Source organism: Rahnella laticis, assembly GCF_015644585.1.
GTDB lineage: Bacteria > Pseudomonadota > Gammaproteobacteria > Enterobacterales > Enterobacteriaceae > Rahnella > Rahnella laticis.
On record NZ_JADOBI010000003.1, the window covers coordinates 410,368 to 435,209 of the forward strand.

Below are 24,842 nucleotides of genomic sequence, written 5' to 3' on the forward strand. Positions count from 1 at the left end.
AGTCAAAAGGCACCCCTGAAAGGTGCCTTTTTGCTTTACGCGTCAGCCTGAAAATCAGGCGCGACGGTCAAGAATTTCGAAGCAGTAACCGTGAGAGTTTTGCTCATCAGCGTCATGGAATTCGCTGAAAGTGCTTTCCCAGTCATCCGGCTCGTAGTCAGGGAAATGCGTATCCCCTTCCACTTCCGCATCAATATGGGTCAGGTATAAACGGTTCGCCTTCGGCAATAATTGCTCGTATACGCGGCCACCGCCCATCACCATCACTTCTTCCACATCACCGGCGGCAGCCAGTGCGGCCTCCACAGACGTCACCCAGGTCACGCCGTCGTGCTCACCAGGCTTTGAGCTGATGACGATGTTCAGCCGGCCAGGTAACGGTCGCCCAATCGACTCGAACGTCTTGCGCCCCATGATGACAGGTTTGTTGAGCGTATTACGCTTAAACCAGGCCAGATCACCGGGTAAATGCCAAGGCATTGCGTTTTCCATGCCAATAACGCGATCGGTCGCCAGTGCGGCGATCAGGCTGATAATCATTATGAAGCCCTGTGTTGATTAAAGAGACTCAAAAAAAGAGCCCACACTATACGGAAAGCCCAATCAACCGTCGATAGGGAGACTCACGCTTTACAAAGATATAAGAGCGCTCTTACCCTGACGGGATTTTACCCGCCAGATGTGCCAATTTCGGGTCTGAAAGGGGGTTAAAAACCGGAAGAATTTTCATTTGCCCAGCCGAAAATGCTGGAAACGCGATCTGTAGTTTCGCCTCTCCGATCGCGCTTGTACAACTGCGCTTACACACCGGGGCGATTACGGTACAGTCACCGCCCTTTCCACCATTAACCGAAATGTCAGTCCGGCAAAAAAAGCCATAAGAGTGATTTATCTTGCCGGGGATTGGCGTATCATGCGGCCTTCATTTTGTTCTGAACATTAACGACGGTTATTTCCATGCTTGAAACCACCCTTTTTGTTGCCAGTATTGCGTTCCTCGGCATGCTTTCTCCCGGCCCCGATTTCTTTCTGGTCATCAAAAATGCGGCCCGATACCCGCGCATCGCGGCACTCATGACGTCACTGGGGGTTATTTGCGGTGTCATCACGCACATGTCTTACTGCGTGGCCGGTCTGGCGGTGGTGATCACGACCACGCCCTGGCTGTTTGATTTGCTGAAATACGTCGGCGCTGCCTATCTGATCTGGGTCGGCATTCAGGCATTGTTCTCACGCAGCAACAGCAAAATGAATCTCGACGGGCTGGAACCGCAGCAGGTCAAACTGCGTACCGCGTTTGTGCAGGGTTACTTGTGTAATCTGCTGAACCCGAAAGCGACGCTGTTTTTCCTGGCGATGTTTACGCAGGTCTTGCAGATCAACTCGACCCTGGGCGAAAAGCTGTGGTACGCGTCGATTATTGTCAGTTTATCCGTGGTCTGGTGGCCTTCGCTGGCGCTGTTAATCCAGAGCGCGCCGGTTCGCCGGGGTCTGGCGAAAGCGCAGAAGATTATCGATAAACTGCTGGGCGGCGTGCTGATTGGTTTGGGCATTAAAGTTGCGCTGAGCTGATCAAAAAAGCCGGCAAATCTGTGCCGGCTTTTTGTTCTCTCTCTGATTCCTCAGAGTTTAACCTTTTGCTTCTATCACATCCTTTTCCGGCGCTTTACCATCAATACTCCCGCGCCAGCCAGACTGAACCGATGACAGACGCTCCTGATCCTGCTCGATAGCTGCGGTCAGCATGTCCTTCGCACGTTGCATACTGGCGATACGGAATTCAGTATCCTCGTAATTCTCGATAGTAGCTTCAAGCATTTTCAGGTTATAGCGACGGAACAAATCGGCTTTTTCCCGCGCTTCATACGCATCCAGCCCGAGTTCTTCCAGCACGTCACGCCCCACGCGCAGTGAACCTTCAAACAATTCCCGCTCCGGCGCTTCCACGCCCAACTGACGCAGCTGATACCAGTGGTCAACGTCGCGGGCACGCGCAATCACCTTCAGGTTCGGGAAATGCTCTTTCGCCAGCGCCGTCAGTTGCAGGTTGGCTTCAACGTCATCGATGGCGTTAATCAGCACTTTGGCCTGCGCGGCGCCTGCCGATTCGAGTAAATCCACGCGGGTCGCGTCACCGTAAAACACTTTGGTGCCGAATTTACGCAGCGTTTCGATATGATCAGGATCGTGGTCCAGAACGACGGTATGAACATTATTGGCCAGCAACAAACGGCCGGCAATCTGCCCGAAACGACCAAACCCGGCGATTATCACCTGCGCATTTTCTTCGTCAATGGTGTCCTGCGGACGGTCATCTTTCGGCGCATTGCGCTCCATGCGGTTCGCAATCACCAGCAGCAGCGGCGTTACGGCCATTGAGAGCGCAACGGCGAGCGTCAGCGCTTTCGACCATTCGTCAGGCATCACGCCAGCCATTTTCGCAGCACTGAAAATCACGAAGGCGAATTCACTGCCCTGCCCGATTAAGATCGCAAAAAGACCACGCTGTTTTTTCGGTACGCCCAGCCACGGCGCAATCAGCCACAACAGCGCCGCCTTGAGCGCCATAAAGCCCACCAGCAAGGTGGCGATCAGCAACGGCTGATGCACCAGCGTGCCGAAGTCGATAGACATCCCGACGCCGATAAAGAACAGGCCAAGGAGCAAACCTTTGAACGGCTGAATATCGCTTTCCAGCGCGTGGCGGTATTCCGAACTCGCCAGCAATACGCCCGCCAGAAACGCGCCCATCGCCATCGACATACCGGCCATTTCAAGCAGAATGCCGAAACCGAACACCAGGAAAAGTGCCACGGCGCTGAACACTTCGCGCATGCCGGAACGGGCAACAAAATGCAGCAAAGGCCGTGTAACGTAACGTCCGAGCAACACCACCAGCACCAGCGCACCGGCCACTTTTGCCGCCGACAGACCAAAGCTCAGGAGCGTTGTGGCTTCGCCGGTGCTGGCTAGAAGCGGGATCATCGCCACCAGCGGGATCGCCGCAATATCCTGGAATAACAGCACGGCAAACGCGCTGCGGCCAATCGGGGACGGCGTCAGGCTGCGTTCGCTCATCGCCTGCATGGCAATTGCGGTAGAAGACAGCGCCAGCGTCATGCCAATCAGCAAGGCAATTTTCCAGTCCAGACCGAGGAAATAACAAAACGCACTGAGCACAATGCCGCAACCGGCCATCTGAATACTGCCGCCGCCAAAAACGGAGGCGCGCATTGTCCACAGCCGTTTCGGATCCAGCTCAAGACCAATCACGAACAGCATCAGCACCACACCAATTTCCGCAAACGTCAGAATCGACTCGGCGTCAGAAACCAGTTTCAATCCCCACGGCCCGATAATGCAGCCCGCGATCAGATAACCCAGCACAGAGCCGAGCCCAAGCCGGACAGCTATCGGCACAAACAGCGCCGCGGAGCCAAGATAAATCAGCCCCTCAATCATCAGGTTATGGTTATCCATGATTCACCTCCGGCGGGCAGCCTTCTTTCAGGCTCAGGCAGGCTGTCAGGCGTTGACGGTATTCTTCACCGGCTGCTTTCAGAGCAACTTCGTCGCAAATGAACGTGTTATGTACCGCAAAGTACGGCAGCCAGTGCATGCCGCAGTAAACCGCCGTCGCCTGTAACGGCTGCGCAAGAACATCGAAATTCGGATGATCGCCCAGCTCGAAGTGATGTTCATTACCACCGGTCGTCACCGCCCACAGGCAATGTTTTCCGTTAAGCGCGTTGCCTTCGTGACCATATGCCCAGCCATGTTCCAGCACTTTATCTATCCATAATTTCATCAGCGGCGGCAGGCCGTACCACTGGATCGGATGCTGGAAAACCACCAGATCGGCGCGCTCGACGGCTTTCTGTTCTGCGTCAATGTCGATATTGAAATCGGGGTACAGGTCGTAAAGTGAACGGACTTCGACGTTGGGTAAATCTGATACTGCCGAGAGCAGTCCCTGGTTGGCCCGCGAATGGCGCGGATAAGGATGAGCGTAAATTATTAATATCATGCAGGTCTCTTGTCTTATTTCATTTACTTCAGCATACGCAATTTTCGGCTTTCTGGAAAAAAGCCCTGCGTATAAAAGACGAAAGGCGCAGCTTTCGCCACGCCTTTTGCCAATCAATTATGCCATTAGCCTTTGATTTTCGCGTGCATTTCCTGCACCGACGTCACCTGCTCTGTCGGGTCAGAAGACAGCGCCATCGCCGTGGCGAAACCGCCGTTCAGCGTGGTGTCGTAATGCACTTTATATTGCAGCGCACTACGGCGGATCAGCTTGGAGTCTTCAATCGCCTGACGGCCAGCCGTGGTGTTGACGATGTACACATACTCACCGTTTTTAATGCGGTCCTGAATGTGCGGACGACCTTCATGCACCTTGTTGACCAGGCGCGGGTTAATCCCGGCTTCGCCCAGCACAACGGCAGTCCCGTGCGTCGCATCCAGCTCGAAGCCGCGTTTCAGCAGTTTCGCGGCCAAATCCACGACGCGGCCTTTGTCGCCTTCACGCACTGACAACAGCGCGCGGCCGGCTTTCTTCATGCCGGAGTTGCTGCCCAGCTGCGCTTTCGCGAATGCTTCTGCGAAAGTGCGGCCAACGCCCATGACTTCACCGGTAGAACGCATTTCCGGCCCGAGAATCGGGTCAACGCCAGGGAATTTGTTGAACGGCAACACTACTTCTTTGACGGAGTAGTAAGGCGGAATGACTTCTTCCGTCACGCCTTGCTGCGCCAGCGTCTGGCCTGCCATGACGCGGGCGGCCACTTTCGCCAGTGCCACACCGGTCGCTTTAGACACGAACGGGACGGTACGTGCGGCGCGCGGGTTAACTTCAATCAGGTAGACTTCGTTGTTTTTCACCGCGAACTGGACGTTCATCAGGCCGCGAACGCTCAGCTCGAAGGCCAGTTTCTCGACCTGCTGACGCATCACATCCTGAATTTCCTGGCTCAGCGTGTAACAAGGCAAAGAACATGCGGAGTCACCGGAGTGAACGCCAGCCTGCTCAATGTGCTCCATGATGCCGCCAATCAGTACGCGCTCGCCGTCGCAGATTGCATCAACGTCCACTTCAACAGCGTCATCCAGGAAACGGTCGAGCAATACCGGCGCATCGTTGGACACGCTGACCGCATTCTGGAAGTAACGACGCAGGTCGATTTCGTCGTACACGATTTCCATTGCGCGGCCGCCCAGAACATACGACGGACGAACCACCAGCGGATAACCGATGCCTGCTGCTTTTTCGACAGCCTGTTCGATGGTCGCTACCGTGGCGTTAGCCGGTTGTTTCAGGCCCAGACGGTTAACCGCCTGCTGGAAACGTTCGCGGTCTTCGGCGCGGTCAATGGCGTCCGGGCTGGTACCGATAATCGGTACGCCAGCGGCTTCAAGCTCACGCGCCAGTTTCAGCGGAGTCTGGCCGCCGTACTGCACGATGACGCCTTTCGGCTGCTCGATGCGCACGATTTCCAGCACGTCTTCCAGCGTGACCGATTCGAAGTACAGACGGTCGGAAGTGTCGTAGTCGGTAGAAACCGTTTCAGGGTTACAGTTGACCATGATGGTTTCGTAACCGTCTTCACGCAGCGCCAGTGAGGCGTGTACGCAGCAATAGTCGAACTCAATGCCCTGACCGATACGGTTCGGACCGCCGCCCAGCACCATGATTTTTGGCTTGTCGTTAGTCGGGTTGGATTCGCACTCTTCTTCGTACGTGGAGTACATGTACGCCGTGTCAGTCGAGAATTCCGCCGCGCAGGTATCCACACGTTTGTAAACCGGGTGCAGATTGTATTTGTGGCGCAGTTTGCGCACTTCGCTTTCGGATACACCTACCAGTTTGGCCAGACGCAGGTCAGCAAAACCTTTGCGTTTGAGCATACGCAGGTAGTCATGGGTCAGGATGTTGAAACCACCTTCGGCGACTTCATTTTCCAGTTTCACCAGCTCTTCAATTTGCACCAGGAACCAGCGGTCGACGTTGGTCAGGTTGAAGATACCGTCAACGGACATCCCGGCGCGGAAGGCGTCAGCGATGTACCAGATACGCTCCGCGCCCGCTTCTTTCAGTTCGCGGCGGATTTTCGTCAGCGCTTCCGGGTCGTCCAGGCTCACTTTCGGGTCGAAGCCGCTTGCGCCTACTTCCAGACCGCGAAGGGCTTTTTGCAGTGATTCCTGCTGCGTGCGGCCAATCGCCATCACTTCGCCAACAGATTTCATCTGCGTGGTCAGACGGTCGTTTGCACCGGCAAATTTCTCGAAGTTAAACCGTGGGATTTTCGTCACAACGTAGTCGATGGAAGGTTCGAACGACGCAGGCGTTTTGCCGCCGGTGATGTCGTTCATCAGTTCATCGAGGGTGTAACCCACCGCCAGTTTCGCGGCGACTTTTGCAATCGGGAAGCCGGTCGCTTTCGACGCCAGTGCTGATGAACGGGAAACGCGCGGGTTCATTTCGATGACAATCAGACGACCATTTTTCGGGTTCACCGAGAACTGGACATTTGAACCACCGGTTTCTACGCCGATTTCACGCAGTACCGCCATCGAGGCGTTACGCATGATTTGGTATTCTTTGTCGGTCAGGGTCTGCGCAGGCGCAACGGTGATGGAGTCACCGGTGTGGATACCCATCGCATCGAAGTTTTCGATTGAGCAGACGATGATGCAGTTGTCGTTTTTATCACGCACCACTTCCATCTCGTACTCTTTCCAGCCAATCAGCGACTCATCAATCAGCAGCTCTTTGGTTGGGGAAAGATCCAAACCGCGTTCGCAAATCTCTTCAAACTCTTCACGGTTGTACGCGATACCGCCACCGGTGCCGCCCATGGTGAATGAAGGACGAATGATGCACGGGAAACCGACGTCAGCCGCGATCACCAGCGCTTCTTCCATGGTATGCGCAATGCCTGAACGTGCGGTATCAAGGCCGATTTTCTTCATCGCGATATCGAAACGGCGACGGTCTTCGGCTTTATCAATGGCGTCTGCGGTCGCGCCAATCATGGTCACGCCGAATTCTGCCAGCACGCCCTGACGTTCCAGTTCCAGTGCACAGTTCAGTGCAGTCTGACCACCCATGGTAGGCAGCACAGCGTCCGGACGTTCTTTCTCAATAATCTTGCGCACAACTTCCCAGTGAATCGGCTCGATGTACGTCGCATCGGCCATTTCCGGGTCAGTCATAATCGTTGCCGGGTTGGAGTTCACCAGAATGACGCGGTAACCCTCTTCACGCAGCGCTTTACACGCCTGTGCGCCGGAGTAGTCAAACTCACACGCCTGGCCGATGACAATCGGGCCTGCGCCCAGAATCAGGATGCTTTTTATGTCTGTACGTTTTGGCATTTTTTATTCGCTCCTGATTTATTTGCTTATAAGAGTGGCGTTGTTGTTATGAGAAGCGCGGTAAGCGTTAATCAGTTCGATGAAATGGTCGAACAATGGCGCCGCATCGTGCGGGCCCGGGCTGGCTTCAGGGTGTCCCTGGAAGCTGAACGCCGCTTTATCGGTGCGGTGAATGCCCTGAACGGTGTGGTCAAACAGCGATTTGTGCGTCACGCGCAGGTTCGCTGGCAGATTATTTTCATCTACCGCAAAGCCGTGGTTCTGCGCCGTAATCATCACGACGTTGTTATCGATATCTTTAACCGGGTGGTTACCGCCGTGGTGGCCGAGTTTCATCTTCAGCGTTTTCGCGCCGCTGGCCAGCGCCAGCAACTGATGGCCGAGGCAGATGCCGAACACCGGAATATCGGTTTCGAGGAAAGTTTTAATCGCGGCGATGGCGTAATCGCAAGGCTCCGGGTCACCCGGGCCGTTGGACAGGAATATGCCGTCCGGATTGAGTTTCAGCACGTCGGCCGCCGGAGTTTGCGCCGGAACCACCGTCAGGCGGCAACCGCGATCCACCAGCATGCGCAGGATGTTGCGTTTCGCGCCGTAGTCATAGGCCACAACGTGGAACGGTAATTCTTCATTTTTCTTAGCTTCAGGCAACTCACCTTCGAGCGTCCAGCTGCCTTGCTGCCAGCTGTAGGATTCCGCTGTGGTGACTTCTTTTGCCAGATCCATCCCTTTCAGCCCCGGGAATGCTTTGGCTTTTTGCAGCGCCAGCTGAGCATCCGGTGAATCGCCCGCGATGATGCAGCCATTTTGCGCACCTTTTTCACGAAGCAGGCGGGTCAGTTTACGGGTATCAATATCGGCGATGGCCACGATGTTATGGCGCTTAAGGTAATCAGAGAGGTTTTCTTCACTGCGGTAGTTGCTGGCAATCAGAGGTAAATCGCGAATGACCAGACCTTGAGCGTGTACTGCGGAGGATTCTTCATCAGCGGCATTGGTGCCGACATTACCGATATGGGGATAAGTGAGAGTGACAATTTGGCGGGAATAGGAAGGATCAGTGAGGATTTCTTGATAACCGGTCATCGACGTATTGAAGACCACTTCCCCCACTGCCGACCCTTCTGCCCCGATGGCCCGACCGTGGAATTGGGTTCCGTCTTCCAGAACCAATAGCGCTGACTTTATCAAAGCATCCTCCAAGAATAATAAATCACAATATTTGCATATTAATTCAGATAACGAGATCTAAATCAATGCAAAAATCGCTCCCAAAGCCAATTTTTGGCAAACGGCGGCATTTTAGAGAGGGCGATGGGGTTTGTCTACTAAAAGCACCAATATTTCTTTGTTTTTCGCACAACTCAGCGAAAAGCTCCTGCTACCGCCATAAAAACCTAGCTCAAGTCAGTATAGTAACCGTTTGCGGAAGGGGATGTCTGAAAAAGGGTGATGTAAACGAGATTATTACAAAACGGAGGAGTCGCGCTGTTTAAAATGCATACAGAAGGAGGTATGTTAAGCAGGAATATTTATAGAAATGGCAATCAGGAAGAAAATCACAGTCAAAATTTATCTTTTATAATAAAAAAGAGAAGGGCAATCAAGGAACTGCCCTTTTATCAAAACATTATGACCAAAACAACCACATCACATCTAAATCAAATTCTATAAATCATCCAATCCAAGCACATCCCGCATGTCGTAAAGGCCATTTTTATGCGAGGAAAGCCACTTTCCTGCACGAACTGCGCCATTTGCGAATGTCATGCGGCTGGAAGCCTTGTGCGTAATCTCTACGCGCTCACCGATATCTGCAAACATCGCGGTGTGTTCACCGACAATATCCCCGGCGCGGATGGTCGCAAAACCAATGCTTTTCGGATCACGTTCGCCGGTATGTCCTTCGCGGGCATACACTGCGCAGTCTTTCAGATCACGGCCCAGCGCATCAGCAATCGCCTCTCCCATCGCCAGCGCGGTGCCGGAAGGTGCATCCACTTTGTGGCGGTGATGCGCTTCCACAATTTCGATATCCGTATAATCGCCCATCACCTTCGCGGCTTTTTCCAGTAACTTGAGCACGACGTTGACGCCCACGCTAAAGTTAGCGGCAAAAACCACAGGAATGCTCTCTGAAGCCTGTTTAATTGCGGCCTTACCGGCGTCATCGAAGCCCGTAGTGCCAATAATCATACCTTTATGGTGTTTCTGGCAAAAAGCCAGGTGCGCCAGCGTGCCTTCCGGGCGGGTGAAGTCGATCAGAATATCGAAGTCATTCGCCACCGCATCGAGGTCATCGTTCACCCGGATACCGGATGTACCGGTTCCCGCCAGTTCGCCCGCATCGGCTCCGACCAGGGAAGAACCCGGACGTTCCAGCGCCGCGCCCAATACCACGCCATCAGTATCAGAGACGGCCTGAATCAGCTGCCGGCCCATACGACCGCCTGCGCCAACGATAGCCATGCGAATATCAGCGTTACTCATAATTACTACTCTCTTCTTATAGTCGTTCTGCCGTGAAACAGAATCAGGTTATCGACCCTGCGATCCAGGAGCCAGAGAAATTGCCTCATAATTAGAAAATTATGATATAGGTCCGTTAACATCAGTAAAAGCCATCTGTTTTCAGGTTACGCAATCTAAGATTTTGTGTTAAACGGTTCGTAAAAGCGGAACTGATTGAGAAAATACACCTTAAAATCCTTCATCCGGGCACTTCGCATAATCATTCACTTTAGTGCATAAACGTATGACATCAGTTCTGCACCTAATGCCGCCCCTGTCCGGCTTTCCTGAGAACTCAATGAACTCCCCCTCTTTATTACAGCATTCCTGCGCCGCAGGAATAGTTCAAGTTAGCAATAATCACCACTGTATCTCCCCGCCACGTAAGACAAATAAAAGAACAAACACGCTATTTCTTAGATCTGAAACATTAAATTTTTATTATATGTGATGAAATAATATTGATAAAATCAATGATTGTGATAATAAATAGCCACCTAATTTTAACCTCCTAAATTTGATTTTAGGATGGATAAAATAAGTAGCCTGGATCCATGAGGCGCGTCTTCACCCTGACCAGACAGTTACCGGTAAGGGGAAATAATAAAAAACATCGCCAGTTCACATACCGGTTCTTCCGGGTAAGTATATTGGCGCAGGGACTTAACATGAAATTCAAACTAAACAAAGTCACGCAAGTGGCGACCGCTGGCCTGTTGTTCGGTCTGGCTTCCTTTGCTTCACACGCAGAAATCACCCTGATTAAACAAGACCCACAGCCTAACGATCCGCTGAGCCGTCTGCAATTCCAGGTTGGTGGGAGTATTCGTCCGCAGTTCCAGTTCCAGAACGGCGTTAAAAACTACAAAACCAACGGTTTTGACGGCGGTACTCGCTTCCGTTTCTCCACTGACTACTATCTGTTTGATGACATCAGCTGGATTAACTATTACGAGCTGGGTGTGAATATTCCTGCGCTGACTGGCTGGGATAACCACTATGCTGCCGGCGCACATAACACCACCCGCCGTATGCTGTACACCGGTCTGAAAAGCAAAACCTACGGTCAGCTGACTTTCGGCCAGCAAAACAGCGTTTATTATGATGTTGTGGGTGCGAAAACCGATATCTGGGACTACGACATGCTCGCTCAGGCACCAGGCAACGGTGTTAACGGCGACTACGACGGTTCTTACCGTTCACGTAAGATGCTGAAATACAAAAATACCTTCGGCGATGCTGATGTGTATGCTTCTTACCTGTTCTCAGATAACGATCTGCTGACCGGTAAAAACAGCCTGCGTTACAAACGTAACGGCGGCGGCTCTGTGGGTGTGGATTACCACATCACCAAAGAACTGACATGGGGTACTGCGTACAACTACACCGACGCAGAAATGAAAAACCCTAATAACAACACCTCCAAAGACTACAATCAGAGCATCGTTGGTACCGCTCTGAGCTGGAAACCAGGCAACTGGACAGCGTCCTTCGGTGGCGGTTATTACCATGACTTCCTGACCACGGGCCTGAAAACTGAAGATCACTTCTTCGCAGGTGATGCGTACGGTCTGGAATACTTCCTGGGTTACGCTTTCCCAATCAATCAGTTCGCTGTGAAAACCATTCAGCCATACTTCATGGGTGACCGTCTGACCTATGTGACTGGCCGTAACTATCAGCGCATCGATAACGGTCTGGGTGTGTCCTTCCAGCTCGATTACGGCTTCCGTGTTGATTACGAACATGTGTTCACGTCTTCTACCGATAACCTCGGCGACATGAACCTGATCCGTCTGAGATACGACTTCTAAGCCTTAACGATTGAACTTCAGGGGCCAGCTTTACGTCTTATTGACGGGCTGGCCCTTTCTTTTTACACCATTCTTAATCCCTGCGGGCAAAGCCAGACTAGACTGAATACAGACAGTTTTTCGCTATATCCACTTTGCAGCCAGCAGGAGAGCTTTGCGATGTCAGCATTTTTCCGGTCCGACATAACAGCCATTGGCGACTATCGAGCCGAATTGGGTGAAACTCCCGTCTGGTGCCAGCGCACCCAGTCATTATTGTGGGTCGATATCCTGGCTCAGCGCGTATTACGATACTGGCCAGCCTCCGGCCAGACTGAAATTCACGAACTCCCTTCCCTGACCAGCGGCGTATTGTTAACGCAAAAGCGTAACGTCTTTTTGCTGGTTTCTCAGGACGGTGTTCATCTTTACGATTACGAAGCTCAAACCCGGCAAAAACTCTGCGATTATCCCGGTGCGGAAGGAACGCGCCCCAACGAAGCCGCTGTCGCACCTGATGGCTCACTTTGGTTTGGCACGATGGATATTGAAGAAGAAAAAATGACCGGCGCGTGGTTCCGCTTTGAGGCCGGGGCTGAAAAGCCTGAAATCATGCTCGATAACGTGGGGACAACCAATACGCTGGTCTGGTATGAAGGCAAAGTTTGGTTTGCAGACAGCCGGAAAAACCGCTTTTATTCCGCTAACGCCCGCCGCATTAATCCTCTGAAAATTTCCTGTTTCTCCTCCGGCGACAAAATCCCCGACGGTTCGGCGCTGACGCAAAACGGCTGGCTCATCACCGCCTGCTGGGGCTCAAAATGCCTGCTGCGCCAGCAGATCAATCAGGGCGAACTGCTGACGCTGGACACCCTGCCGGTGCCCGTCACGCAGCCAAGTTGCTGCACTTTTGGTGGCCCGGATATGACCGAGATATTTATTACCTCGGCGCGTAAAAACCTTGATGCCCCGCACGCGCTGGAGGGAGCGTTGCTTCACGCTAAAACGGCGACGGTCGGCGCTCCGCAGAATCTTTTCAGACTCGAAAACCCGTAACGGGTGTCAAAAAAGACGTAAAAAAACCGGCCACGTGAGCCGGTTTTTTAATTTTATGCGTTTCGTCAGTCGATCTGACGCACATCAACGCGCAGCTCTTTCGGCACTTCGAAGACAATATTCTCTTCGCGCCCTTCGATATTAATCACATCGAGGCCGCCAAATGCTTTCAGCTTGCTGATCACGTCCTGCACCAAAATATCCGGTGCCGATGCGCCAGCTGTCACGCCAATGCTTTTCGCATTTTTGAGCCAGCTTTCCTGAATATCTGCCGCAGAGTCGATCAGATAGGAAGGCACACCGACGCGCTGTGCCAGTTCCGCCAGACGGTTGGAGTTGGAAGAGTTCTTCGACCCGACCACCAGCACGACATCCGCGCCATCCGCCAGCGTACGTACGGCTTCCTGACGGTTGGTTGTCGCATAGCAAATATCGTCTTTACGCGGCCCGATAATCTTCGGGAAACGCTCGCGCAGCGCATCAATCACCGCAGACGTATCATCAACAGAAAGCGTGGTTTGTGTCATAAAGCACAGGTTATTTTCGTCTTTCACCTGCAATTTATAGACATCCTCCGGCGCCTCAACCAGATACATTCCCCCGTTCGGGTTGCTGTACTGGCCCATTGTGCCTTCCACTTCCGGGTGACCGGCATGACCAATCAGAATCGCTTCCGTGCCCTTACGGCTGGCACGCGCAACTTCCATATGGACTTTAGTCACGAGCGGACAAGTGGCGTCAAACAACATGGTCAGATCACGCGCTTTCGCTTCAGCACGGACAGCCTGAGACACACCGTGAGCGGAGAAAATCAGAATGGAGCCATCAGGCACTTCACTGATTTGCTCGATAAAAATCGCCCCGCGCTGACGCAGGCTGTCAACCACATAGCGGTTATGTACGACTTCATGACGAACGTAAATCGGCGCGCCGTAAATTTCCAGCGCGCGTTCTACGATGCTGATTGCACGGTCAACGCCCGCGCAAAATCCTCGCGGATTAGCCAGCAATATCTGCATGCTTCTCCTCCAGTTGCGGATCGATTTCCAGCACTTCGATATCAAAATCGATATGCTGTCCCGCCAGCGGATGGTTGAAATCTACAGTGATAGAATCTTCCGTCACCTCACGCACCACGCCCGGCATTTCGCTGCCGTCACGCCCGGAAAACAGCATAATCGTGCCGACATCCGGCACGCCTGTTTCCTGGAAGTCACGACGCGAAAAGAACTGAACCAGATCGGGGCTTTTGCCGCCAAACGCCGATTCAGGTGCGAGGGTAAAGGCGCGCTTGTCGCCCACCGTCAGGCCTAACAGCTGATTCTCCAGCGCGTCAGACAAGCTGCCATCGCCAAGGCGAAACAGCGCGGGTTTACCATTCGCGCGGGTTGATTCTGCCGTCGAACCGTCTTCCAGTTTCAACGTAAAATGCACCAGCACGGCGCTGTCATGTTTCACCTGTTGAGACATCATACTTATCCTTTGCTCTTTTCCGCTTCTTTAGGTTTTGCCAGAAAACCCTCCAGCACGACCAGCGCTGCACCGACGCAAATAAAGCTGTCAGCCAGATTGAACGTCGCGAAATGCCAGTTGCCGACATAGAAGTCGATAAAGTCGACCACGAAACCGTGATACAGGCGGTCGAACAAATTACCTAACGCCCCGCCGATAATCATCGCAAACGCGATGTTATTGAGTTTTTGCTTCGCGGTACCACGGTACATCAGTACCACCAGCGCCACGACGATTGCCAGTGCAATCACAGCAAAGAACCAGCGCTGCCAGCCGCCTTTATCCGCCAGGAAGCTAAACGCTGCCCCGTGGTTTTGCGCATAGAACAGGTTCAAATACGGGATCAGCGGCATGGATTCGCCAAGCTGGAAGTTCCCCATGATGAGGAACTTACTGCCCAGATCCACGATGATGACCACGACCGCCAGCCAGAGCCAGCGGAGTCCGGTGGAACAGATCGATTTACTCATTATGCAAACTTACGCTCTTCGCCGTCGCCGGCAATGTTGGTCACACAGCGGCCACAGAGTTCGCTGTGTTCCGCGTTCTGGCCGACGTCAGTGGTGTAATGCCAGCAGCGCGGGCACTTGTCGCCTTCTGCTTTTGCCAGACCAATTTTCAGGCCTTTGAGCAATTCACTTGGCTGAGCGGATTCGTCAGCTTCTGACAGCGCAGCCACTTTAGCGCCGGAGGTCAGCAGCACGAAGCGCAGTTCATTGCCCAGTGAGCGCAGATCGGCCGCCAGAGCGTCATCGGCATACAGCGTGACCGCCGCTTCCAGAGAACCGCCCAGACGTTTATCGGCACGCGCCTGTTCAATCACCTTGTTCACTTCGCCACGAACTTTCAGCAGCTCATCCCAGAACGCATCGTTCATGGATTCGTTACCGGTCAGGCCAAACAGACCGTCAAACCATTCTTCGGTGAAGACGAATTTCTCACGCTGGCCCGGCAATTCAGCCCAGATTTCATCCGCTGTGAAGGACATGATCGGCGCCATCCAACGAACCAGTGCTTCGCTGATGTAATACAGCGCGGTCTGGCAGCTGCGACGTGCAACGCTGTCGCTTTTTGCGGTGTACTGGCGATCTTTGATGATATCCAGATAGAAAGAACCCATCTCGATGGAACAGAACTGCATCAGACGCTGAACCACACCGTGGAAATCATAGGCTTCATACGCGGCAATGATCTCTTCTTGTGCAGCTTTCGCGCGGCCAACGGCCCAGCGATCCAGAACGACCATGTCTTCCGGAGCCACGCTGTGCAGCGCCGGATCGAAACCGTTAAGGTTCGCCAGCAGGAAGCGCGCGGTGTTACGGATACGGCGGTAAGAATCCGCGGCACGTTTAAGAATTTCGTCGGACACGGCGATTTCACCGGTGTAATCCGTTGACGCGACCCACAGACGCAGGATGTCGCCACCCAGCTTGTTCATCACGTCCTGAGGCGCGATGGTGTTACCGATGGATTTGGACATTTTGCGGCCCTGACCATCCACTGTGAAACCGTGCGTCAGAACTTGTTTGTAAGGCGCTTTGCCTTTCATGGCTGTCGAAATCATCAGTGAAGACATGAACCAGCCGCGATGCTGGTCGGAGCCTTCCAGATACAAATCCGGGGAATGGCCGTTGAACTCAGGGCGCACATCCACAACAGAAGAATGCGTAGAACCGGAGTCGAACCACACATCCAGCGTATCCGGCACTTTGACGTAATCGGCGGCGTCCGCACCCAAAATATCTTCCGGGTTCAGATCCCACCACGCCTGAATGCCGTCAACTTCAACGCGTTTTGCGACTTCTTCCATCAGCTCAAGGCTGCGCGGATGCAGTTGCTCAGTGTCTTTGTGGACAAACAGAGACATCGGTACGCCCCAGGTACGCTGACGGGAGATACACCAGTCAGGACGGTTAGCGACCATGTTTTCAATACGCGCCTGACCCCAGTCAGGGATCCACTGAACGCCTTTGATCTCTTCCAGTGACTGCTTACGCAGGCCTTTCTGATCCATGCTGATGAACCATTGCGGCGTGGCGCGGAAGATGATTGGCGTTTTGTGACGCCAGCAACAAGGGTAGCTGTGCGTGATTTTCTCAACGTGCAGCAATGCGCCTTTTTCACGCAGCAGTTCGACGATCAAATCATTGGCTTTAAAGACAAACTTGCCGTCCAGCGTCGGGTAAGTGCCCGGCAGATAACAACCGTTCGGGCCAACCGGGTTAGCCACTTCCAGACCGTATTTCTGGCCGATAACAAAGTCATCAGGACCGTGGCCCGGTGCGGTATGTACAGCACCCGTACCGGCGTCGAGCGTAACGTGATCGCCCAAAATAGCCGGAACATCGAAGCCCAGGAACGGGTGTTTGAAGCGCAGTAATTCAAGATCTGCACCTTTGCATTCGCCCAGCACAGTCCATTCTGCGATACCGGCGCGTTTCATGACGCTTTCAACCAGATCGGTTGCCAGAATCAGACACTGGCCTTCCACCTGAACCAGCTGATAAGAGAATTCAGGATTCAGGGAAATTGCGCGGTTTGCAGGCATGGTCCACGGCGTGGTGGTCCAGATGACCAGAGAGATCGGGCCATTAAAGGAAGCCGCACCGAATTTCGCTGCCACAGCCGCTGCGTCAGTGGCGTTAAACGTCACATCGATAGACGGGGACGTTTTGTCGTAATACTCAACTTCCGCTTCAGCCAGTGAAGAGCCGCAATCGGTACACCAGTGAACAGGTTTCGCACCTTTATGCAGGTGACCGTTACCGATGATTTTGCCCAGCGCACGGATGATGTTGGCTTCAGTTTTGAAGTCCATGGTCAGGTACGGGTGATCCCAGTCGCCCAACACGCCCAGACGGATGAAGTCTTTCTTCTGGCCTTCAACCTGCTCTGCGGCATATTTACGGCACGCTTCACGGAACTCAGCCGCCGTCACTTTCTCACCCGGCTTGCCGATCAGTTGCTCAACTTTCAGCTCAATCGGCAGACCATGACAATCCCAGCCCGGAACATACGGCGCATCGAAGCCCGCAAGCCCTTTGGACTTGATAATCATGTCTTTAAGAATTTTGTTTACTGAGTGACCAATATGAATGCTGCCGTTCGCATACGGAGGGCCGTCATGCAAAATAAAGGTTTTTTTGCCTTTCTTGGCAGCACGAATAATCCCGTACAGATCCTGGTCATACCAATTTTTCAGCATGTCAGGTTCACGCTTGGCCAGATCGCCACGCATCGGGAACCCTGTTTCCGGCAAATTCAGGGTGTTCTTGTAGTCACTCATAGATTCTCGGTTCCGTTTTTCGGCTGGATTCCAGGCTTTGTTACACGCCTGTCAGTACATGTTTAGCGTGGTGTCTTTAACCCAAAGAATTCCCGGGCCGTCACCTCATCGTTCGCAATTTGTTGCTTCAAAGCATCAAGCGAGGAAAAACGCTGTTCGTTGCGCAATTTCGCGCGAAGCACCACGTCAATGTGGCGCCCGTATAGATCTAATGTGGTGTCGAGAAGGTGCACTTCCAACTGCTTGCGCACACCGCCGACCGTCGGGCGTATACCAATATTGGCCACGCCCGGCAAAGGCTCAGGCCCGAGGCCTAAAACGTCCACGGCATAAACACCGCGCACGGGTGAAACCACGCGTTTGAGCGGCACGTTGGCCGTTGGGAAACCGATGGTACGCCCCAGTTTATCGCCGTGAACAACGCGGCCGGAAATACTGAACGGATGGCCCAGTAAATTTTCGGCCAGCGCCAGATCGTCATCGCGCAGCGCATCGCGAATTGCGGTGCTGCTGATACGATTGCCGCCTTCGCGGAAGGTTTGTGTGCTGATCACTTCAAAGCCATATTCTTCACCGGCTTTCTGTAACAGCTCAAAATCTCCCAGACGGCGCGCGCCAAAGCGGAAATCATCCCCGACAGTCAGGAATCTGACGCCCAGTTTCTCCACCAGCAATTTAGAGATAAATTCCTGTGCAATATGCGCTGCGAACCGGGGTTCGAAGCGTACGCATAACAGATAATCAACTCCGCACTCGGCCAGATACTTGGCTTTGTCACGCAAACTGGTCAGGCGCGCAGGTGCTTTATCACCGGCGAACAGTTCCAGCGGCTGTGGCTCAAAAATCATTACCATCACCGGCAGCCCCAGACGTTGACCTTCCAGCTTTAGCTGTTTAATCAGGGCCTGATGACCACGGTGTACACCATCAAAATTGCCAATAGTCAGCACACATCCATGATGACGTGCTCGAATATTGTGTATTCCGCGAATTAGCTCCATAGCTGGCTCAAATCCAATGCTGACTCATAAAGATGGAAATCGGCGGATTATACCTTGTACAGCCTCCAAGGTTAACCAGCGATTCACAGGATCACACCATTCTCCCTTGCATACGGCAGATATTGCGGTTCAAATGGACGAGTGGCGATGAAAATCTTTCGTTGCACACAGGGAATGCGTGACTTTTCGCATAAACAAGGCGTTAATGGCCGCAGTGGGCAGTTTGTACACTCTCCTGTCGATTTTTCTCGCGAAAGACTGTATTCCGATGCCGGAAGCTGTTAAAATCCTGCGCCATCACAACGTAACAAGCGACGATTAAAGTTTACGCTTAAAAGCGCCGCTTATTTGCACAAATCCGTTGACAAAAGAAGACCGAAAAGGCATATTCCTCGGCCTTTGAATTGTTCATCAATAGAAAAATATTTGGGAGTTGGCCTTGGCTAATATCAAATCAGCTAAGAAACGCGCCGTACAGTCAGAAAAACGCCGTAAGCACAACGCGAGCCGTCGTTCAATGATGCGTACCTTTATCAAAAAGGTACACGCGGCTATCGCAGCAGGCGACAAAACTGCTGCACAAAATGCATTTAACGAAATGCAACCAATTGTGGACCGTCAGTCTTGCAAAGGCCTGATCCACAAAAACAAAGCAGCGCGTCATAAGTCAAACCTGACTGCGCAAATCAACGCAATGCAATAATCGCATTACGCTGAAATGCTTTGATAAAAAAACCGGCCTTGGCCGGTTTTTTTATATCTGAAATTTGAGTCGTTTCAGGTTTCAGGTAAATAGCGCCGAAAAGTCAGTGTGACAAATCCGCTGTACCGAAGGATGCTGAATCATCCTTTCCGCAAAAATCACGTAGTACTCTTCCATGATCCCTTCTACCCGCCCGACCTCTTCAATTTTCTCGTCCTGAAACTCCGTCGAGGAGTAGATAGCCGGTGCGACAAAAATGGCATCGTTGTTCATTCCGAATGCTTTCATCAGTGCCGCGTCATCGAATTCCCCGAGGATATTGACGTTCAGCCCCTGCGTCGTAAACCAGTTCAGCAATTTACGTCCTAACATCGAACGGCGACCGGGAATAAGCAGCGGGCGTTGCTCAAGGCAGGCCGGAAAATCCGCGCCATCCAGCGGTTTGCAACAAAAGAAGCTGATCGGGCTTTCACCCAGCTTGACTGAAAATAGCCCTTCCTGCTGGGTAGAATCCACCGGGCAATCGGACAAAATCATATCCAGCTTATGCAAACTTAGCTGTTCGAGCAGCATTTCGTGCGTCGATTCAAAACAGCGTAAATGAATTTGGGCATTTTCAGGTACGGCGGCTTCCAGCACACGGCTGACCAGACGTTTAGACAACGCATCCGCAACGCCCACATCAAACAGCAGGCTCGACTCTTTGCGGTAATTCACGATATCCAGCATTTCCTGGCTCAGGGTGAACATTTTATCCGCATAGCGATAGACCAGCTGACCCAGCTCTGAAGGTATCAGCCCGCGCCCTTGCCGCTTAAAAAGTTTTCCGCCAAGCCTTTCTTCCAATGATTTGATCTGGCCGGTGATTGTCTGCGGGGTCAGATACAACGCCTCGGCGGCTCCCACAACAGAACCTGATTTACACACGTGCCAAAAATAATACAAATGGTTGTAATTAATATGAGGCATGTTTTCATCCTTTTCTGAAGCACGAGATTGCTATCAGGTTGCGCGACTCAGCGCGCAACCTGCCGGTCAATGTTTAACAACTTTCTTTGGTAAAGCACGGCTCAACAGCACATATCCCAACAGAGCCGAAGCCACTGACCCCATCAGGATGCCCATTTTCGCGTAAGTCAGCAGTGCCGGATCCCTCAGGGCGAAGGCCAGTGAACCAATGAAAATCGACATGGTGAAGCCAATGCCGCAAAGCACGGAAACGGCTGAAATCTGGCCGAATGAAATCCCTGACGGTAAACGGGTGATGCCCAATTTGAGCGCCACACTGCTGAACAACATGATGCCGAGCGGTTTACCCAGCAGCAGGCCCGCCGCAATCCCCATCGGCAGCAGGGAAAATGCCCCGGAAGCCGTCACGCCCTGCAAAGAAATCCCCGCATTCGCAAAAGCAAAAATTGGCAAAATAAACCAGGCCACGTACGGATGAATACCGTGCTCCAGGCGGCGTGCCGGCGAAGCCTTATTTTCTTTGGTATTCAGCGGGATCAGGAAGCCAAGGATCACGCCCGCTAATGTCGCATGAATACCTGATTTCAGAACGCATACCCAGAAAATTGCGCCAATCAGCAGGTATGGCGTCAGTTTAGTGACCCCGCGCCAGTTAAGGCAGGCCAGCGCGGCGATGCAAACTGCCGACAACCCCAGCGCCATCATCGAAATATCATGGCTGTAGAACAGCGCGATAATCACGATGGCACCCAGATCATCAATGATGGCCAGTGCCAGCAGGAAAACTTTCAGCCCGGTCGGTACACGTGATCCCAACAGCGCCATAACACCCAGTGCAAAAGCGATATCCGTTGCAGCCGGGATTGCCCAGCCCTGACGCGCAATTTCGTCATTGCCGTTGAACAGCAAATAAATCAGCGCCGGAACGATCATACCGCCCAGCGCGGCGATAGCCGGGAACAGCGCCTGCTCGCGATTGGCCAGTGCGCCTTCACACATCTCCCGCTTAACTTCCAGACCAATCATCAGGAAAAACACCGCCATCAGACCGTCGTTAATCCACAGCAAAAGCGGTTTGTCGATCAGCAACTCAGAAAAGCGCAGCGTGACCGGAATATCTAAAAACGCCTGATAAGCGCCCTGCAACGGGCTGTTTGCCATAACCAGTGCCACGACGGCGGCAATGATGAGCACAATTCCGCCCGCAGCTTCCATACGCAAAAAACGACGAATTAAATTCGACATTCTGACTCTCCTGTTAATTAAGCGTGGCTGAAAACGGGACGCCACAATCGGATGCGCGAATTGTACGCAGTGATTCACTTCGTAAAAACTCGTTTATTTCTGGAGTATACCTCGGTTTTTACGAATTATTTATTCGACGCTTTCACCGTTTTTTTAAAAAAATCCCATAAAAAAATCCCCGGCGCGAATTGCTGCCGGGGATTTGTCTGGAGTATACCGTTCCTTTTTGCAGGAACCGGTTAACGTGTCAGATCATCGAAAAACTTTTTCACGCCGTCCAGAAAGCTTTTAGAGCGCGGGCTATTTTTTTCGCCCGATACGCCACCAAAGCTTTCTTCCAGATCACGCAGCAATTGTTTTTGCTTTTCGCTCAGGCTGACCGGTGTTTCGACTACAACACGGCACATTAAGTCGCCCTGTGCGCCGCCACGTACGGATTTCACACCGCGTCCGCGCATACGGAACATCTTACCGGTTTGCGTTTCGGCTGGGATCTTCAGGCTCACGCGACCATCAAGCGTAGGAACCTCAATTTCGCCACCCAGTGCAGCCATCGCAAAGTTGATTGGCACTTCGCAGTACAGGTTGTTGCCTTCGCGCTCGAAGATTTTGTGCGCTTTGACCTGAACCTGAACGTACAGATCGCCTGACGGTGCGCCATGCTCGCCCGCTTCGCCTTCACCTTCCAGACGAATACGGTCGCCGGTGTCAACACCCGCAGGAATTTTCACGGACAGCGTTTTCGAACGTTCTACGCGGCCATGACCGTGACATTTGTTGCACGGATCTTTGATCACTTTACCGCGGCCCTGACAGGTCGGACACGCCTGTTGCACAGTAAAGAAGCCCTGACGCATCTGCACCTGGCCCGCACCGTGACAGGTTGGACAGGTCGTTGGTGAGCTACCCGCTTTCGCGCCGCTGCCGTGGCAAACGTCACATTCATCCAGTGTCGGGATGCGGATTTCTTTGGTGACACCACGAACGGCCTCTTCCAGAGTCAGATCCATGTTGTAACGCAGATCTGAACCCCGGCTGGCACGCTGACGGCGACCGCCGCCAAAGATGTCGCCAAAGACGTCACCAAAGATGTCGCTGAAATCTGCACCGCCGCCGCCGTAACCACCGCCACCGCCCATGCCGCCCTGTTCAAAGGCTGCATGACCGTACTGGTCATAGGCCGCGCGCTTTTGCGCATCGGTCAGAATTTCGTAAGCTTCTTTAATTTCTTTAAATTTGCTTTCAGACTCTTTATCGCCCTGATTACGGTCAGGGTGATGCTTCATTGCCAGGCGCTTGTAGGCCTTTTTGATTTCGCGCTCATCGGCCGTTTTGGAAACGCCCAACAGCTCGTAATAATCTTGCTTCGCCATGCTTTTTCCTGCCCTCAACATGCGTGCACGGGCGTAGAGTTTCCTCGACGCCCGTGCTGGTTTTCAGTAATGAACTCTTACTGTGCCCGCTAAAGGGCGATTATTTCTTGTCTTTAACTTCTTCGAATTCAGCATCAACAACGTCGTCATCTTTCTTCGCGCTGTCATCGCTGCCTTCGGTCTGGCCTTGCTGCTGAGCCATTTCCATCAGTTTGCCGGAAACCTGAACCAGCGCCTGGATTTTCGCTTCGATATCAGCCTTGTCTTCACCTTTAGCAGAAACTTCCAGTGCTTTCAGGGCTTCTTCAACCGCAGTTTTGTCTTCAGCTGGCAGTTTGTCGCCGGCTTCTTCCAGTTGCTTACGGGTTCCGTGGATCAGGTGGTCCGCCTGGTTGCGGGTCTGAACCAGTTCTTCAAACTTACGGTCAGCTTCAGCATTCGCTTCAGCATCGTTGACCATTTGCTGGATCTCTTCTTCCGTCAGACCAGAAGATGCCTTGATGGTGATCTTCTGCTCACGGCCGGTATTTTTGTCTTTCGCAGACACATGCAGGATACCGTCGGCGTCAAGGTCGAAGGTCACTTCGATCTGTGCCTGACCGCGTGGCGCTGCCTGAATACCGTCCAGGTTGAACTGACCCAGAGATTTGTTATCACTTGAACGTTTACGCTCACCCTGCAACACATGGATGGTTACTGCAGACTGGTTGTCTTCCGCAGTAGAGAACACCTGGCTGTGTTTCGTCGGGATAGTGGTGTTTTTGGTGATGAGCGGAGTCATCACGCTGCCCATGGTTTCGATACCCAGAGACAACGGAGTCACGTCCAGCAACAGAACGTCTTTAACATCACCTGCCAACACACCACCCTGAACTGCTGCACCGATTGCCACAGCTTCGTCCGGGTTCACGTCTTTACGTGGTTCTTTACCAAAGAATTCAGCCACTTTCTTCTGAACCATTGGCATACGCGTCTGACCACCGACCAGGATCACGTCCTGAACGTCAGAGACAGACAGACCTGCGTCTTTCAGAGCCACTTTCAGTGGTTCAATACAACGGTTAACCAGGTCTTCCACCAAAGATTCCAGTTTTGCACGGGTCACCTTGATGTTCATGTGTTTTGGACCGGTTGCATCCGCAGTGATATACGGCAGGTTAACGTCGGTCTGCTGAGCAGAAGACAATTCAATCTTCGCTTTTTCAGCCGCTTCTTTCAGACGTTGCATTGCCAGCGGATCATTACGCAGATCCATACCTTGTTCTTTCTTAAACTCTTCAACCAGATAGTTGATAAGACGGCTGTCGAAGTCTTCACCACCGAGGTGAGTATCACCGTTGGTTGCCAGAACTTCGAAGGTTTTTTCACCGTCAACTTCGTCGATTTCGATAATAGAGATATCGAAAGTACCACCACCGAGGTCGTATACCGCGATAGTGCGGTTACCGATTTCGCGATCCAGGCCGTAAGCCAGTGCCGCAGCGGTGGGTTCGTTGATGATACGTTTGACTTCCAGACCTGCGATACGGCCGGCGTCTTTCGTTGCCTGACGCTGTGCATCGTTGAAGTATGCAGGTACGGTGATAACAGCTTCAGTTACTGGTTCGCCCAGATAATCTTCAGCAGTTTTCTTCATTTTCTTCAACACTTCAGCAGAGATCTGCGGAGGTGCAATTTTCTGACCTTTAATGTCGATCCAGGCGTCGCCGTTGTCGGAGCCTACGATCTGGTAAGGCATAATGCCTTTATCGCGTTGTACTTCTTCATCCTGGAAGCGACGGCCAATCAGGCGTTTGATCGCAAACAAGGTGTTCTGCGGGTTGGTCACTGCCTGACGTTTAGCCGGAGAACCTACCAGAGTCTCGCCATCTGCCGCATAAGCGATGATGGAAGGAGTGGTGCGGTCGCCTTCAGCATTCTCCAGTACACGAGCAGTCGTGCCATCCATGATAGCTACACAAGAGTTGGTGGTGCCCAGGTCGATCCCAATAATTTTACCCATCTAACACGTCTCCA

19 protein-coding genes are annotated in these 24,842 nt (G+C 52.7%); 4 read left to right on the plus strand and 15 right to left on the minus strand.

What is annotated here, in order from left to right; translation table 11 throughout:
- Positions 1–54: 54 nt before the first annotated feature.
- On the minus strand, positions 55–540 hold the full coding sequence (gene folA / locus IV433_RS08135; RefSeq protein ID WP_195813700.1) for a type 3 dihydrofolate reductase: 486 nt from the start codon (positions 538–540) through the stop codon (positions 55–57).
- A gap of 417 nt (positions 541–957) precedes the next feature.
- Here folA and IV433_RS08140 point away from each other — a divergent pair, with 417 nt between their 5' ends.
- Entirely contained in the window at positions 958–1,572 is a 615-nt protein-coding gene (locus tag IV433_RS08140; RefSeq protein ID WP_152325166.1) for a LysE family translocator, read from the plus strand.
- Positions 1,573–1,629: 57 nt separating this feature from the next.
- On the opposite strand, the gene kefC is transcribed toward IV433_RS08140, so the two are convergent.
- From kefC to dapB, 5 genes are all read right to left on the minus strand, one after another.
- On the minus strand, positions 1,630–3,480 hold the full coding sequence (gene kefC, locus IV433_RS08145) for a glutathione-regulated potassium-efflux system protein KefC (protein WP_195813699.1): 1,851 nt from the start codon (positions 3,478–3,480) through the stop codon (positions 1,630–1,632).
- Complete coding sequence (gene kefF / locus IV433_RS08150; RefSeq protein WP_104923375.1) at positions 3,473–4,027, minus strand: glutathione-regulated potassium-efflux system oxidoreductase KefF; 555 nt, start codon at positions 4,025–4,027, stop codon at positions 3,473–3,475. The genes kefC and kefF overlap by 8 nt, the downstream gene beginning before the upstream one ends.
- A gap of 125 nt (positions 4,028–4,152) precedes the next feature.
- Entirely contained in the window at positions 4,153–7,377 is a 3,225-nt protein-coding gene (gene carB, locus IV433_RS08155; RefSeq protein ID WP_195813698.1) for a carbamoyl-phosphate synthase large subunit, read from the minus strand.
- 18 nt (positions 7,378–7,395) lie between these two features.
- Positions 7,396–8,568, minus strand: coding sequence for a glutamine-hydrolyzing carbamoyl-phosphate synthase small subunit (carA, locus tag IV433_RS08160; protein ID WP_101075126.1), 1,173 nt, complete (start codon positions 8,566–8,568; stop codon positions 7,396–7,398).
- A gap of 477 nt (positions 8,569–9,045) precedes the next feature.
- Positions 9,046–9,867 carry a 4-hydroxy-tetrahydrodipicolinate reductase gene (dapB, locus tag IV433_RS08165; RefSeq protein ID WP_195813697.1) on the minus strand — a complete coding sequence of 274 codons (822 nt, stop codon included), beginning with the start codon at positions 9,865–9,867 and terminating at the stop codon, positions 9,046–9,048.
- Between the two features lie 689 nt (positions 9,868–10,556).
- On the opposite strand from dapB, the gene IV433_RS08170 reads away from it, so the two are divergent.
- Both IV433_RS08170 and IV433_RS08175 read left to right on the plus strand, forming a co-directional pair.
- A complete protein-coding gene (locus IV433_RS08170) occupies positions 10,557–11,702 on the plus strand; it encodes a porin (RefSeq protein WP_152325172.1) in 1,146 nt (381 codons plus the stop codon).
- 159 nt (positions 11,703–11,861) lie between these two features.
- A complete protein-coding gene (locus IV433_RS08175) occupies positions 11,862–12,737 on the plus strand; it encodes an SMP-30/gluconolactonase/LRE family protein (RefSeq protein WP_195813696.1) in 876 nt (291 codons plus the stop codon).
- 65 nt (positions 12,738–12,802) lie between these two features.
- Here the strand turns inward: IV433_RS08175 and ispH are convergent, their stop codons facing one another.
- From ispH to ribF, 5 genes are all read right to left on the minus strand, one after another.
- A complete protein-coding gene (gene ispH, locus IV433_RS08180; protein WP_152325174.1) occupies positions 12,803–13,756 on the minus strand; it encodes a 4-hydroxy-3-methylbut-2-enyl diphosphate reductase in 954 nt (317 codons plus the stop codon).
- A complete protein-coding gene (gene fkpB, locus IV433_RS08185) occupies positions 13,737–14,207 on the minus strand; it encodes an FKBP-type peptidyl-prolyl cis-trans isomerase (RefSeq protein ID WP_165059691.1) in 471 nt (156 codons plus the stop codon). The genes ispH and fkpB overlap by 20 nt, the downstream gene beginning before the upstream one ends.
- Positions 14,208–14,212: 5 nt before the next feature.
- Positions 14,213–14,719 (minus strand): signal peptidase II, encoded by a 507-nt coding sequence (gene lspA / locus IV433_RS08190; RefSeq protein WP_101075118.1) that lies wholly within the window; start codon positions 14,717–14,719, stop codon positions 14,213–14,215.
- On the minus strand, positions 14,719–17,535 hold the full coding sequence (gene ileS, locus IV433_RS08195; RefSeq protein ID WP_195813695.1) for an isoleucine--tRNA ligase: 2,817 nt from the start codon (positions 17,533–17,535) through the stop codon (positions 14,719–14,721). Before ileS ends, lspA begins: the two co-directional genes overlap by 1 nt.
- A gap of 62 nt (positions 17,536–17,597) precedes the next feature.
- A complete protein-coding gene (ribF, locus tag IV433_RS08200) occupies positions 17,598–18,536 on the minus strand; it encodes a bifunctional riboflavin kinase/FAD synthetase (RefSeq protein ID WP_165058962.1) in 939 nt (312 codons plus the stop codon).
- A gap of 439 nt (positions 18,537–18,975) precedes the next feature.
- On the opposite strand from ribF, the gene rpsT reads away from it, so the two are divergent.
- On the plus strand, positions 18,976–19,239 hold the full coding sequence (gene rpsT, locus IV433_RS08205) for a 30S ribosomal protein S20 (protein ID WP_104923385.1): 264 nt from the start codon (positions 18,976–18,978) through the stop codon (positions 19,237–19,239).
- Between the two features lie 81 nt (positions 19,240–19,320).
- Here the strand turns inward: rpsT and nhaR are convergent, their stop codons facing one another.
- The 4 genes from nhaR to dnaK all read right to left on the minus strand — a co-directional run bounded on the left by nhaR (position 19,321) and on the right by dnaK (position 24,828).
- Positions 19,321–20,208, minus strand: coding sequence for a transcriptional activator NhaR (gene nhaR / locus IV433_RS08210; RefSeq protein WP_195813694.1), 888 nt, complete (start codon positions 20,206–20,208; stop codon positions 19,321–19,323).
- A gap of 66 nt (positions 20,209–20,274) precedes the next feature.
- Entirely contained in the window at positions 20,275–21,453 is a 1,179-nt protein-coding gene (gene nhaA / locus IV433_RS08215; protein ID WP_195813693.1) for a Na+/H+ antiporter NhaA, read from the minus strand.
- 239 nt (positions 21,454–21,692) lie between these two features.
- The gene (gene dnaJ, locus IV433_RS08220) at positions 21,693–22,826 is read right to left on the minus strand and encodes a molecular chaperone DnaJ (RefSeq protein WP_165058956.1); all 1,134 of its coding nucleotides are present in this window, start codon (positions 22,824–22,826) and stop codon (positions 21,693–21,695) included.
- A gap of 100 nt (positions 22,827–22,926) precedes the next feature.
- Positions 22,927–24,828 carry a molecular chaperone DnaK gene (dnaK, locus tag IV433_RS08225; RefSeq protein ID WP_195813692.1) on the minus strand — a complete coding sequence of 634 codons (1,902 nt, stop codon included), beginning with the start codon at positions 24,826–24,828 and terminating at the stop codon, positions 22,927–22,929.
- Positions 24,829–24,842 lie beyond the last annotated feature (14 nt).